The organism is Salinimicrobium oceani (genome assembly GCF_012037645.1).
In genome coordinates, this window is record NZ_JAAVJR010000010.1 from 30,975 (window position 1) to 44,747 (window position 13,773).

The 13,773-nt window shown below is 43.3% G+C and carries 12 protein-coding genes; 5 read left to right on the forward strand and 7 right to left on the reverse strand.

The window, feature by feature from the left end:
- Window positions 1-31: 31 nt before the first annotated feature.
- The 3 genes from HC175_RS13915 to HC175_RS13925 all read left to right on the forward strand — a co-directional run bounded on the left by HC175_RS13915 (window position 32) and on the right by HC175_RS13925 (window position 4,852).
- A complete protein-coding gene (locus tag HC175_RS13915) occupies window positions 32-1,789 on the forward strand; it encodes an ABC transporter ATP-binding protein (protein ID WP_168139099.1) in 1,758 nt (585 codons plus the stop codon).
- 75 nt (window positions 1,790-1,864) lie between these two features.
- The gene (locus HC175_RS13920; protein WP_168139100.1) at window positions 1,865-2,254 is read left to right on the forward strand and encodes a PUR family DNA/RNA-binding protein; all 390 of its coding nucleotides are present in this window, start codon (window positions 1,865-1,867) and stop codon (window positions 2,252-2,254) included.
- A gap of 81 nt (window positions 2,255-2,335) precedes the next feature.
- Window positions 2,336-4,852: a M14 family metallopeptidase gene (locus HC175_RS13925; RefSeq protein WP_168139101.1), complete on the forward strand. Its 2,517-nt coding sequence runs from the start codon at window positions 2,336-2,338 to the stop codon at window positions 4,850-4,852.
- Window positions 4,853-5,679: 827 nt separating this feature from the next.
- On the opposite strand, the gene HC175_RS13930 is transcribed toward HC175_RS13925, so the two are convergent.
- From HC175_RS13930 to HC175_RS13950, 5 genes are all read right to left on the reverse strand, one after another.
- A complete protein-coding gene (locus HC175_RS13930; protein ID WP_168139102.1) occupies window positions 5,680-6,324 on the reverse strand; it encodes a cation efflux transmembrane domain-containing protein in 645 nt (214 codons plus the stop codon).
- Window positions 6,325-6,560: 236 nt separating this feature from the next.
- Window positions 6,561-8,744 (reverse strand): TonB-dependent receptor, encoded by a 2,184-nt coding sequence (locus tag HC175_RS13935; RefSeq protein ID WP_168139103.1) that lies wholly within the window; start codon window positions 8,742-8,744, stop codon window positions 6,561-6,563.
- Between the two features lie 50 nt (window positions 8,745-8,794).
- Entirely contained in the window at window positions 8,795-9,091 is a 297-nt protein-coding gene (locus HC175_RS13940) for a hypothetical protein (protein ID WP_168139104.1), read from the reverse strand.
- Between the two features lie 28 nt (window positions 9,092-9,119).
- Window positions 9,120-9,461: a tRNA-binding protein gene (locus HC175_RS13945; protein WP_168139105.1), complete on the reverse strand. Its 342-nt coding sequence runs from the start codon at window positions 9,459-9,461 to the stop codon at window positions 9,120-9,122.
- A gap of 320 nt (window positions 9,462-9,781) precedes the next feature.
- On the reverse strand, window positions 9,782-10,240 hold the full coding sequence (locus tag HC175_RS13950; protein ID WP_168139106.1) for an Mpo1 family 2-hydroxy fatty acid dioxygenase: 459 nt from the start codon (window positions 10,238-10,240) through the stop codon (window positions 9,782-9,784).
- A gap of 90 nt (window positions 10,241-10,330) precedes the next feature.
- Between HC175_RS13950 and HC175_RS13955 the strand changes: the two genes are divergently transcribed.
- Both HC175_RS13955 and HC175_RS13960 read left to right on the forward strand, forming a co-directional pair.
- Window positions 10,331-10,900 carry a thioredoxin family protein gene (locus HC175_RS13955; protein ID WP_168139137.1) on the forward strand — a complete coding sequence of 190 codons (570 nt, stop codon included), beginning with the start codon at window positions 10,331-10,333 and terminating at the stop codon, window positions 10,898-10,900.
- 216 nt (window positions 10,901-11,116) lie between these two features.
- The gene (locus HC175_RS13960) at window positions 11,117-11,752 is read left to right on the forward strand and encodes a peroxiredoxin (RefSeq protein WP_168139107.1); all 636 of its coding nucleotides are present in this window, start codon (window positions 11,117-11,119) and stop codon (window positions 11,750-11,752) included.
- 122 nt (window positions 11,753-11,874) lie between these two features.
- Here the strand turns inward: HC175_RS13960 and HC175_RS13965 are convergent, their stop codons facing one another.
- Window positions 11,875-12,807, reverse strand: coding sequence for a peptidylprolyl isomerase (locus tag HC175_RS13965; protein ID WP_168139108.1), 933 nt, complete (start codon window positions 12,805-12,807; stop codon window positions 11,875-11,877).
- A 225-nt stretch (window positions 12,808-13,032) separates the two neighbouring features.
- On the reverse strand, window positions 13,033-13,494 hold the full coding sequence (gene tnpA / locus HC175_RS13970) for an IS200/IS605 family transposase (protein ID WP_168139109.1): 462 nt from the start codon (window positions 13,492-13,494) through the stop codon (window positions 13,033-13,035).
- Between the last annotated feature and the right edge of the window lie 279 nt (window positions 13,495-13,773).

The following is a 13,773-nucleotide window of genomic DNA, read 5'->3' on the forward strand; positions in this document are numbered from 1 at the left end:
TGGATTTGAGAAAATTGCTTCCAGAGATTATATGAAAGAATTAAAGCATTTAAATAAATATTTCCTGAAATATAAGTGGCACCTCATAGGCGGAGTCATTATCACCATCATCGCAAGAGTATTTGCCATTCTTACTCCGCGGTTCATTGGAGAATCAACCAGTGAAATAGAGAAATTTGTGAACGGCGAGACCACATCTGAGGCTGCTGTACGCACCGAATTGATGAATAATATTTTACTCATTTTAGGCGCCACTTTACTTGCAGGTCTATTCACCTTTTTAATGCGCCAGGCGATCATTGTAGTTTCCAGGCATATTGAATATGATCTTAAAAATGAAGTTTACCAGAAATACCAGGACCTCTCCCTGAACTTTTACAAAAAGAATCGAACGGGCGACCTGATGAATCGCATAAGTGAGGACGTGTCAAAGGTGCGCATGTATGCCGGCCCGGCCATAATGTATAGCCTGCAAACAGGAGTTTTATTTATCGTAGTGATCCCGTACATGTTCCTGCAGGCCCCAGAGCTGACATTATATACCATTGCCCCTCTGCCAATTCTTTCATTCGCCATTTATAAGCTGAGCGTCGCTATAAACAAACGCAGCACTATAGTACAACAATACTTGTCCAAGCTTAACAGTTTTACCCAGGAAAGCTTCAGCGGAATTTCTGTAATAAAATCCTACGGCTTAGAACCCCAAACTAACACAGCCTTTGTCGAGCTCTCCAACGGAAGCAAGGAAAAAAATATCGACCTGGTGAAGGTGCAGGCTTTCTTTTTTCCGCTGATGGTTTTGTTAATTGGAGCCAGCAATATCCTCGTGATATACATTGGAGGAAGAAAATTTATATCCGGAGAAATAGATAACCTGGGGGTAATCGTAGAGTTTCTTTTATACGTCAATATGTTGACATGGCCGGTTGCTACTGTGGGTTGGGTCACCTCAATTGTACAACAGGCTGAAGCTTCACAAAAAAGGATCAATGAGTTTTTAAAGGAAGTGCCTCAAATTCTCAATCCCAGCACTACGCTCGAAGATGTTCAGGGTTCCATTGCTTTTAAGAATGTTACCTTCACTTATGAAGATACAAATATAACAGCCCTCAAAAATGTCACTTTTGAGGTAGAAAGTGGAGAGACGCTTGCCATTATTGGAAAGACCGGCTCTGGGAAATCCACCATTCTTGAACTCATTGGCAGGTTATACGATGTGGAGCAGGGAGAGATCTCCATTGATGGAAAAGACATCAAATCTATGAACCTAAAAGAATTGCGAGAAAGCATTGGCTATGTGCCTCAGGATGCATTTCTATTCAGCGATTCGATCAAGAACAACATTAAATTCGGAAAAGCCGATGCAAGTGATGAGGAGATCATCACGGCTGCCAAAAATGCTGCAGTACACCGTAACATTACAGGCTTCAGCAAAGGCTATGACACCGTTCTTGGGGAGCGCGGCATTACGCTTTCGGGCGGACAAAAGCAACGCGTTTCCATTGCACGTGCCATAGTACATGACCCGAAGATCCTCCTTTTTGACGATTCTCTTTCCGCAGTAGACACAGAGACCGAGGAAGAAATTTTGAATAACCTCTTCAGGATCAGTAAAAACAAGACTACAATAATCGTAAGTCACAGAATATCTTCAGTAAAAAATGCCGACAAGATCATCATTCTGGAAGACGGGGAGATCGTTCAACGCGGTACTCATCAACAACTTCTTGGTGCAGAAGGTTATTATAAAGAGCTTTACCTGAAACAGCTTAGTGAAAAAGAAATCTAAAAATTTGTTGCAAAATGTTAATTTTTTTTGGATTTTTGAACCTATGATTTACAAACCGTAAAAGATATTTTGATTATGAGCGACAATGGAACGATTGAAAAAGAAGAGATTTTTTCCAAGGTCTTGAGAGCTGGGCGCCGCACCTACTTCTTTGATGTAAGGGCGACTAAGGCAAACGATTACTACCTGACGATTACCGAGAGTAAAAAATTCACCAATGAAGACGGATCTTTCCACTACAAAAAGCACAAGATCTACCTTTACAAGGAAGATTTTACAGGTTTTAATGAGATCTTACAGGAGATGACAGACTATATTCTTAATGAAAAAGGAGAAGAGGTCATAAGCGAACGTCACCAGAAGAATTTCAAAAAGGAATATGACGAAGAGGAGCAACCAAAGGCCGAAACTGCTACAGCTCCATCTGCCGCTGCTTTTACTGATATCAGCTTTGAAGATATTTAATTGAATTTATCATCATATTACAAAACCGTCTCGAGCAATCGGGGCGGTTTTTTTATATTGAGGTGCCAAAAATGCCATTTTATGAGACCCATTATTTTTTCTTTTGTTTTCCTATTAAGCCTGCAGCTTTCAGCCCAGGAAGATCTTAGCCTCGCCTATTATTTACCGCAGGATGTCACTTATAATGAAGACATCCCGAAGCCCCAGGAAGTGCTGGGATACATACCAGGAGAGTGGCATGCCAGTCATGACCAGATCCTGAATTATATGCGCGTTCTTGCTGCAGCCACTCCCCGAATTACGCTCGAGAACAGGGGCCGTACATATGAAGGTCGCCCTCTGGTGCTGTTAACCATAACTTCGGAAGCCAATCACCAGAACCTGGAAACAATTCGGCAAAAACATGTTGCTTTGACCGAAGCAGGAGCTGAAAACCTGAACACTTCTGAAATGCCCGTAGTGGTGAACCAGGGATTTTCTATTCACGGTAACGAAGCCAGCGGGGCAAATGCAGCAATCCTGGCAGCCTATTATTTAGCCGCAGCAGAAGGCCCGGAAATTAATGACCTTTTAGAAAACACAGTCATCCTTTTCGATCCCGTATTTAATCCCGACGGATTGCAACGCTTTGCATATTGGGCCAATACAAATAAAAGTAAGAACATAAACCCCGACCCACAGGATCGTGAGTACAGTGAAGTTTGGCCGGGAGGACGCACAAATCATTACTGGTTTGATATGAACCGGGACTGGCTCCCCGTGCAGCTGCCCGAGAGCAAGGCAAGGATCAAGACCTTCCACAAATGGTATCCCAATATTCTTACAGATCATCATGAAATGGGCTCCAATTCCTCCTTTTTCTTTCAGCCGGGAATTCCTTCCCGCACGCATCCGCTCACTCCCGCCCTTAACCAGGAACTAACAAAGGAGATTGGAACTTACCACGCTGCAGCCTTTGATGATATTGGATCTCTTTATTATACCGAGGAGAATTATGACGACTTTTACTACGGAAAAGGCTCTACTTTCCCAGATATCCAGGGAAGTATAGGAATTCTTTTTGAGCAGGGAAGTTCCCGCGGGCATGCGCAGGAAACCGATAATGGTATCCTCACTTTTCCATTCACCATTCGCAACCAGTTCACAGCTGCACTATCTACTCTAGAAGCAGCTAAAGAAATGCGTGTCAAGTTACTTGATTACCAGCGCAACTTTTACCAGAATGCCCGAAAGGAAGCAGGTAAAGATGCTTACGCCTTCGGAAATTCCAAAGATGCTGCTACAGCTTACCGGCTTGCAGAGATTTTAAAACGCCACCAGGTCAAGATACATGAGGTAAAAGAAAGATTTACCTCCAATGGCGAAACTTTTGAACCCGGTAGCAGCTTCCTGGTTCCCAAGAATCAGAGGCAACAGAGGTTGTTAAGTGCTATGTTTGAGCGCAGAACAGAATTTCAGGACAGCTTATTTTATGATATTTCGGCCTGGTCATTTCCCCTCGCCTTCAATCTTGACTTCAGCGACAATGCGGGGATGAAAAACGCCGGCAGTTTAATTGACAGCCTTGGCCAACCCGCTGCTGTAGTGCCAGAAAGAAGTGAATACGCCTATCTTATGGAATGGCATGCATATGAGGCACCAAAGGCCCTAAACAAGATCCTGAACAAAGGTTTACGTGCTAAGGTTGCCATGCAGCAGTTCAGAGTTGGAAACAGACATTTCGACTATGGAACTATCATGATCCCAGCCCAAAATCAAAAAATGAATTCAGAGGAGATCTATGATCTTCTACAGGAGATTTCAGGTGACGCTCATGTGCAGATCTCGGCGGTCAATACTGGTCTTACAGGCGGAATAAATCTGGGGAGCAATCAATTCCGTGCTCTCGAGCCTCAAAAAGTTGCTCTTATTGTGGGCAGCGGGATCACTCCCTACGATGCCGGAGAAATTTGGCACCTGTTCGATCAACAGTATGACATGAAGATCACCAAGCTTGATCTTTCAGACTTTTCACGAGCCGATCTAAGCCGCTACACCGATATTATTCTTCCAAATCAATGGGGAGGTCGGGCCTTAGGCGAAGATGAAGCCAAGCAGTTAAAAGCCTGGGTACAAAATGGCGGAACCCTTATCGGTTATAAAAACGCTGCCACCTGGTTTGACCGGAATGAATTCATGGACCTCGAATTTAAAGAAAATGAAGTACAGGCTAAAAATGTCACTTTTGAGCAGCGACAGGATTTTAGGGGAGCTCAGGGAATTGGCGGTGCAATTTTTGAAGCAAAACAGGATCGCTCCCACCCTATTAACTTTGGATATAAGGACGACAAAATCTCTCTTTTTAGAGACACCACAATCTTTGTTGAAGCCGATTCAACATCTTATAAAAACCCGATTAGATATACCGAAGAACCATTGTTAAGCGGATACATCAGCGAAGAGAATCTTGAATTGCTGCCGGGAACTGTTCCTTTTAAACATGCTTCCCTGGGAAGTGGAAATGTAGTTCTATTCACAGATAACACAAATTTCAGAGCCTTCTGGTATGGCACAAATAAGTTGCTGATGAATGCGATCTTCTTTGGGGATGAAATGTAGGATAGATTTGAGATTAAGATATGAGATTTTAGATATGAGATTTTAGATCTTATATACAATAAAAAAAGGGGTTCCAAAAATGTCATTTTTGGAATCCCTTTTTTTTGGGCTAAAGCCCTCACCCTTATTAATATACAAACCTCCGGCTGAAGCCGGAGGCAATTCATTGTTTTAATATCCAATGCCCTCCCTCACTTTCGGCCATCCCGAAAAATTCTACTGGCTCCTTACTCATCCCACTTCCCCGCCTCTCCCAAAGGGAGAGGAGCTAAGCAACCAACCAACTCCCTCTCCTCCGGAGAGGGCTGGGGAGAGGATGAGCAGAGTTATTACACTAAAGCCGGAGGCAATTCATTGTTTTAATATTCAATTCCCTCCCTCACTTTCGGCCATCCCAAAAAAATTCTAACTGGCTCCTTACTCATCCCACTCCCCCGCCTATCCCAAAGGGAGAGGAGCTAAGCAACCAACCAACTCCCTCTCCTCCGGAGAGGGCTGGGGAGAGGATGAGCAGAGTTATTACACTAAAGCCGGAGGCAATTCATTGTTTTAGTATCCAATGCCCTCCCCTACTTTCGCCATCCCGAAAAAATTGGAACATACTCCTTACTCATCCCACTCCCCCGCCTATCCCAAAGGGAGAGGAGCTAAGCAAGCAACCAACTCCCTATCCTCCGAGTGGGCTGGGGAGAGGATGAGCAGAGTTATTCCACTAAAGCTGGTGGCAATTCATGTATTTAATTAAACAAGGTGATCATCAATTGCCGGTGGCTTCAGCCACCGGTTTTCAAGATTCAAATTTTAGGGCTTTAGCCCAAGTGTCAAGATCAACAACAGTCACTACTACAGCTTAAACTCTTCGACTTTGCATTCTCCCAGGCTTCTTTTCCCTCTTTCCATGCATACCAGGCAATGCCTAAACTACCCAGCGCATCAACATAAGGAATTTGCCACAGCTCATAAAGTACACTCGAAGCAAGCAGAATAAAGGAAAGATAAAAGCAGGTTTTGGTGCACTTGGCATCTGAAATGATCGGCTGACTCTCGAGCTTTTCCCCCACTTTTATTTTTTCACGATACAGAAAATACATGGTGAGGATTGACAGAACAGCAATAATAATTCCGGCTAAAGTGGTTTCAGGTTCAGATTTGTTAATCACCGCGAGCACGGCTCCCACGACCAGTCCGGCTGCCAGGATGTACAAAGCTGTTCCGGTAATTTTTAGCGCTGTCACTTCGAAATTGTCTCTTTGCGTTACAGGATGTCTCTTCATCCTGTAGATCATATGCGCTATTCCCACTCCCGAAAGTACCTCCACAAAGCTGTCCAGGCCAAAACCAAATAGTGCCAAAGTCTCATCGCTTGCACCAAAAAAGGTAGAAACTAAACCTTCGATCAGGTTGTACCCAATCGTGATATAGCTTAATATCAAGGCGTAGTGGAGTCGCTTTTTATAATTCTCTTGTTGCATTCTCTAATTTACATTAATTTCAGGGCTGTAGCTTCATTTGGGCTAAAGCCCTTTTTTCTTTTCCTTCTATCCCTCGGCTGAAGCCGGAGGCAATTCATGAATTTCAGTCCAAATTAATTGATCATCAATTGCCGATAGCTCTAGCCATCGGTTTTCAAGATTTCACATTTTAGGGCTTTAACCCAATCATTTATACCACGCCCCTCTCTTGATAATTTTTAAGGAGGGCCAACCCCTTACAAATTGATCTTTATTCCCCCATTAATTACAAATCCGTCAACCGGGGCATAGATGTCCCTGAATTGAGGATCTGAGATCGAACCTGTGTAAATATCATCGAAACGCGTTTGGCGGGTATCGGTGAAATTTTCGCAATTGAGGAAAAGAGAGAAATTCTCCCATTTCTTTTCGGTCATTAATCCGAAGATCCAATAATCCTGGCCGGTCATTCCACCTTCCAGTTTCTGCTTTCCAAAGTAATAGCCCTCGAGCCCTATCACCAGCTTTTCATGAATTTCGTAAACCAGAACATTATTCAGCCTGTGTTGGGCAACCAGTGGCGCTTCATAAGTTTCTCCGAAGTAATGCTGATTCACATCGGCCAGGGTGTAACCGGTAAAGAGCTTGAAATTTCCGTAGCTGAATCTCAAATTCGCCTCCATTCCCTGAGTATCAAGATAACCATCAGGCTGATCATAAACGTAGTGCGGATTGACGCCATTGGAGAACGCAGCTGTCAAAATGATAGGATCATTCACTCGTGTATAGAAAAACAGCGTATTCAGGCTGAAATCGATCACTTCAAAAAGCTTTGTGCGGTAGTTGATATCGAAATTTGCACCAACAGATCTTTCGGCTTCGGTTTCAGAAACATCAATAGGCATCACGTTTCTAAACTGTATCCTTTCGGCATCTTCAGTAAAGATCGTGGGAGTTTTATAACCTAATCCGCCGCCAAGCCTCATGGTCCAGGCATCTGAAAATTCGATCAAGGCAGAAAGCCGCGGCAACACGAACCAGCCGTATTCGTTCTGGTAATCTGTACGCAGTCCGCTTTCCAGACTAAACATATTTGAAATGCGCCAGTTATTCTGAAGGAAGGCACCATAGGTGATGTGATTGTAATCCACAACTTCGGAAGTTTCCAGAGGATCCTGAGTGAACTTATCCGAAACTATATTAAGTCCTGCTATCCATTCGAGATCCATATCTCCAAAATTGTAAGCGATCTCACTGAAAGATGCCAGCTGGTCTCCCGAAAATGTAAAATCTGGGATCTCTATTTTCCGCTCAAAAAAGCTGAAGCTGTTCTTCACACTAAGGGAATTCCCATTCTCGTAGAGCTGTGAATAGCCCGCGCGGGTGGTGATCCTTTCGGTCTCATTCTTTTCGAAATATGGATTTGTTACCTGCTCACCTTCCAAAAATGCGATATTTCCACCTGTTCTTTCCTCGATCACAGTGTTTATACCGAGCTCCAAAGTAGCATTTTCAGAAGGGTAGTAAAACAACTTCGGATTCAAGGTAAGCCGATTTACTTCCGGAATTGCGGTCAGGCCAATATCTGCAGGATCATAGGGATCACTGTAGTTATAGGAAGCAAAGAGCGTGGTTCCAAATTTTCCGAAGGTATCCGAATAGAATCCGCTAACATCCAGTCCCAGCGCCGAAGTTCCATTCAGCAGAAAATTCAGCTCCCGCTCCTCGCCCGGCGTTTTGGAAACCAGATTCACGAGTCCGGCAATGGCGCCGCCTCCATAAAGTGTTGAAGAGGCGCCTTTCACCACCTCCACCTGTTGCAGATCGAGCGGCACAATTTGCAGCAGACTCAATCCGCCGGAAAAGCCTGAATATAACGGATAACCGTCTTTCAACAGCTGGGTATACTTTCCATCCAGCCCCTGAATTCTAATGCTGGAATTATAGGAAGTCGCCGAAGTTTGCTGCGTCTGGATTCCCGTGGTCTCATTTAGCAGCATCCGGATATCTCCGGGTTTCATATTACCTTTTTCGCCAAGTTCCTCGCCCGAGATGACTTCGACACGAGTGGGAAGATCGGCAATGGTGCGGCGGGAACGAGTGGCCGAAATGATCACCTCTTCCATGTGCTCCCCTTCGGGCGCAAGTTTGACCGTGATAAATTTCTCTTCAGCTAAAGGAAATTCCTGAGTCAATTCCTGAGTGCCGAAGCCCACATAGCTTATGAGGATAATTTGAATTCCGTCGGGAATATTAGTCAGGGTGATCACCCCTTTCTCATTTGCCGTGGCACCAATAGTAGTGCCCTGTATCGCCGCATTGGCGCCATAGAGAGGTTGATTGGTTTCGGCGTCTATAACTTTAATTTTTAGCACATCCTGTGCGTTTGCTGCCAGGCCACAACAGAAAAGGGCTAGCAACAAAAGAATATTTTGTTTCATTTTAATGATTTGAAATTGAAAAATAGCTTCGGAAAAGGTCTTGGGATTGATCAGCTATTCTTTGGGGGCTGCCAGATGCGATAGGTGAATTCTGAAATCATCTTCATTTCAATTGCCGTAGGTTTTGTAGAAATAACAGGTTCCAAAAATGACATTTTTGAGACCTCTTCCTGAAAGACAACGGCATTACAGGTGCCGCAGCTTAAGAAAGGCGAACAAAGTTCGTTGCTGTGAGATTCCTTTTCCTGCTCCTGAGAGGTAACTTCACCGCCGCAGTCGTCTGCACAACAGGGAATTCCGTTCAGGACCAGAACCAGGAGCGCTATGAGAACTGCTGAAATTTTCACGACCCAAAGTTAAAAAACTGAAACGGAATTAGCCCACTCTCAACCCGTTTTCGACTTTGAAATCGGGATTGAGCAGTACGATATCATTATTAGGACCAACTGCGCCGAGCACCAGGCATTCGCTCATGAAGGTCGCGATCTGTTTCTTCGGAAAGTTAACCACGGCGATGATCTGCCTGTTCTCAAGATCCTCTTTTGAGTAGCGTTTAGTGATCTGGGCAGAGGATTTTAGGATCCCTATCTCATTCCCAAAATCTATTTTAAGCTGAAAAGCGGGATTACGGGCTTCAGGAAAATCTTCTACTTCAAGGATAGTTCCCACCCGCATTTCTACTTTTTCGAAGTCTTTCCAGGAGATTAAGTCTTGCATTGCTGAAGGATTTAAAAAGATACCTTCCAAAAATAGCATTTTTGAGGAGCAATATTTTGTTTTGTCCCCCCGGGGTTTGCGCAAAGGCCGCAAAGACTTCCGCAGAGAACGCAGAAACCCCTTGTAATTTCTCACCTTTTCTACTCAAAAAAGTTTCTCACAAAGCACACGAAGTAAAAAAAGAAGATCACAGAGAGATTTAGGAAAATGTGGGAGATCGCCGGGAAGCTTTTTCGTTTTACCCCACCCCTAAAGAGAGCCGAAAAAATTTCAGAAGTTTTGGACTTCTAACTTAGCAATTCTAAAATCTAACTTTCATTTTATCCGAATACCTTCTTGATCACCCAAGCCGGGCCAATGAGCAGGAATTGCAGGTCTTTCAAAAATGAAGGTTTTTTGCCTTCTAATTTATGTCCGTAGAACTGGCCGATCCAGGCGACAACAAAAATTATGATCGAGACCTGCCAAAGAGGTGCAAACAACGAGATGTAATAATTACCGGCAATACAGAGCGCGGCAAAAATGAGGATCTTTATGCCCATTGGAATGGAAAGACGCATGTAGAATAATAGAACCAGGACCAAAGCTACTACCGCCCAATTCTCCAAAAATGGAATGTACATTGGAAAAATTCCTGTGAGCGGACCCGGAGGAATACTCATTAAAAGCCCGACTATTGAAAAGAAAATGGCCGGAACACAGATATAGTGTATCAGCTGGTTCGTCTTGTTCTGGTGACTTACAGCATATTCAGAAAACCATTGATCTAAAGTGCGCATAGTATTTTGTTGAGGTAGAACCAAGATAGGAAATTTGAGAAAATTCCGTAGGAAATTCGTATTTTCAGAACTTAAACGAACATGAAAAAGATGGCTGAAACTGCTTCAAATACACTTCCGCTTGGATCGCAGATCATAGATTTTGAATTACCTGATGCCGTCACGGCAAATCTCTATTCTCTTGCCGAGGTGCAGGGAGAAAGAGGCACAGTGATCATGTTCCTCTGTAATCATTGCCCTTATGTCAAGCACGTGGTGGATGAGATCGTGCGGGTGGCGAATGATTACCGGGTGCTGGGTTTCGGATTTGTAGCAATAAGCAGTAATGACGTGGAGCAGTATCCCGAAGATCACCCCGATCTCATGTGGAAGTTCGCCCGAAAACATAATTTCACTTTCCCCTATCTCTATGACCGCACCCAGGAAGTAGCCCGGAATTATCGAGCAGAATGCACCCCGGATTTTTACCTTTTTGACGGGGAGGAAAAGCTGGTTTACCACGGACAACTGGACAGCTCCCGACCCGGAAACGGACATTCCCTGAACGGCCGGGAATTACGCGAAGCACTTGACGCCCTCCTTGGCAGCCGACCAGTTCCCGGACCACAAAGACCGAGTATGGGATGTTCAATTAAATGGAAATACACTCCGAAGGACTAAGGTTTATGGTTTAAGGTTTATGGTTTATGGTTTATGGTTCATGGTTCATGGTTTATGGTTTATGGTTTATGGTTTAGGGTTTATGGGAATTGCTAATGGATCAATGGTAATTGATAATTGAATAAACATTAACTCATTTTTAACTGCCGCTGATTTTAAGGAGCACATTATTCTGTAAATTTAAAGTCCTTTTATTTACCTAAAATCAGTTGAGATATGAGCACATTACGTTTAGGAGACAAAGCGCCGAATTTTGACGCGGAAACTTCGGAAGGAAAACTAAATTTTTATGATTTCCTGGGAGATAGCTGGGGAATCCTTTTTTCCCATCCTGCAGATTATACCCCTGTTTGTACCACAGAACTTGGTGCTGCTGCCAAATATAAAGATGAATTTGAAAAGCGAAATGTGAAGGTGATGGCACTCAGTGTTGACGGAGTAGCATCGCACAAAGGTTGGATACAGGACATTAACGAAACACAAAACACTTCAGTAAACTTCCCCATCATTGCCGATGAAGATCGCAAGGTGGCCGATCTTTACGACATGATCCATCCAAATGCAGATGATACTCTTACTGTGAGATCTGTATACGTCATTGCACCCGATAAAACCATCAAGCTGATGATCACCTACCCTGCCAGCACCGGAAGAAACTTTGAGGAGCTGCTTCGGGTGATCGATTCTCTTCAGCTCACCGCCTATAAAAAAGTAGCGACTCCCGCCAACTGGAAATCTGGAGAGGATGTGGTGATAAGTCCGTCGGTAAGCAATGAAGAAGCAGATAAGCTATTTCCGAAGGGTTATAAGGAAGTGAAGCCTTATTTAAGAATGACCCCGCAACCGGAGTAACAATTTTGTATTGTATAATGTATAATGTATATTGTATAATGTATATTGAAATAATAGCTAAAAATAAAAAACCTCAGCTTCCTTATAAAAACTGAGGTTTTTTATTTTTCCGAAAGATGATTTTACTTCACCTTTACAAGCTCTACATCAAAGATAAGCGTCGCGTTTGGAGGGATCACTCCGCCGGCACCGCGGGAACCGTAAGCAAGATTTGAAGGAATAACGAATCTCGCCTGATCTCCTTCTTTTAATAGCTGGATTCCTTCATCCCAACCTTCAATTACATGACCTTTTCCTAGTGGAAAATCAATGGGTTGTTTCCTTTTATAGGAAGAGTCGAAAACCGTACCGTCAGGTAGCATTCCTTTGTAGTGAACAGAAACTGTTTTTCCTTTTTCAGCTTGCTTCCCGTTTCCTTCTGCTATCATCTTATAGCGAAGTCCGCTGCTGGTTTTCTCAAATCCCTGGGAAAGTTCGCCTAACAATTCTTCCTGCTGTTTTTTGGCTGCAGCTTCTCTTTCAGCTTTCGCACCGTTGAACTGACGGAAAGATTCTACCGCATTGTAATTCTTAGCCGACTCCCCTTCTCTAATGATCTCCACCGTTTCAATTTGATCTCCTTGCTTTATGCTGTCTACCACATCCTGCCCTTCCACAACATGTCCAAAAACAGTATGTTTACCATCCAGCCATGGCGTAGCGACATGGGTAATAAAAAACTGACTACCATTAGTGCCGGGGCCTGCATTGGCCATAGATAAAATTCCCGGGCGATCATGCTTAAGATCTTGGTGGATCTCGTCTTCAAACTGGTATCCCGGTCCGCCTACTCCTGTTCCTTTTGGATCACCTCCCTGCACCATAAAGTCCGGGATCACACGGTGAAATTTTAGTCCGTCGTAATATGGAGTTCCCTGGGGCTTCGCCTCATTTTCAAGATTTCCTTCTGCCAGGGCTACAAAGTTACCAACCGTACCCGGAGTTTTTTCATGTTCCAGTTTTATAGTGATGTCTCCTTTTGTTGTTTTCAGTTTTGCGTATAATCCGTCGTTCATGTCGTGCTTTTTGGTTAAAAGGCAAAGATAAGACAATGAATAATGTTTAAGGAAAAATGAATTACGAAAGGAGCAAGAATTTGGAAAAAGTTAAGGGATTGGAAAATAAAGAATCTTTTTTTTAAAAAATTGCTTCTTTAATCACTGGTCTCGAGTTAGTCCCTTAGGGACAAAGTAGTGGTAGCAGGTAATATTTAAGCCTGAAAGTCCCGTAGGGACGAAGTATTAGGTCGGATTCTTTAAAATATATCGTTCATCAAATTTCACCTGAAATTCTTTAAGCAGGTCGAGATATTCCTCCTGGAAATTTTTCTTCCGATGGTGCTCTTCCTGGTGCTGTATATAAGAAATCACCTTTGGAAGATCTGATTTAGAATAGGAGAATGCCCCAAATCCTTCTTGCCAGGAAAAATGACGAGACAGAAATTTCCGTTCGTTTATCCATTTCGAAGAACTACCTTTTACTTCTTTTAATAACTGGGATACAGACTGATCTGGTCGCATTCCAATCAAGATGTGTAAATGATCTGGCATTCCCCCAATGGCCAGCAATTTATGCTCATTACTTGAAATTATTCCTGTAATATATTTATATAATTCATCTTTCCAGGAAGGTTGAATTAAGCAACTTCTGAATTTCACTGCAAAGACTAATTGAAGATGGATCTGGGTGTAGGTGTTGGCCATAAAAAGAAATTTTTAGAAGATATTGAAATTTTATTGATCTTCACCTACTCCGTCCCTACGGGACGAAATTAAAATGATACTATTTCTACCATTACACCGTCCCTACGGGACTTCTGTAATAACTGAATTGTTCTTTCTACCGATACGACGTCCCTACGGGACCTATAGAAACACTTTGCCTACGTCCTGTTGTACGGGATAGTTTTTCTGTCAAATCTATAAAACACTTTCGACACAAAAATAAAAAAGCCGAAACTCTCGTCCCGGCTATTATCCTAA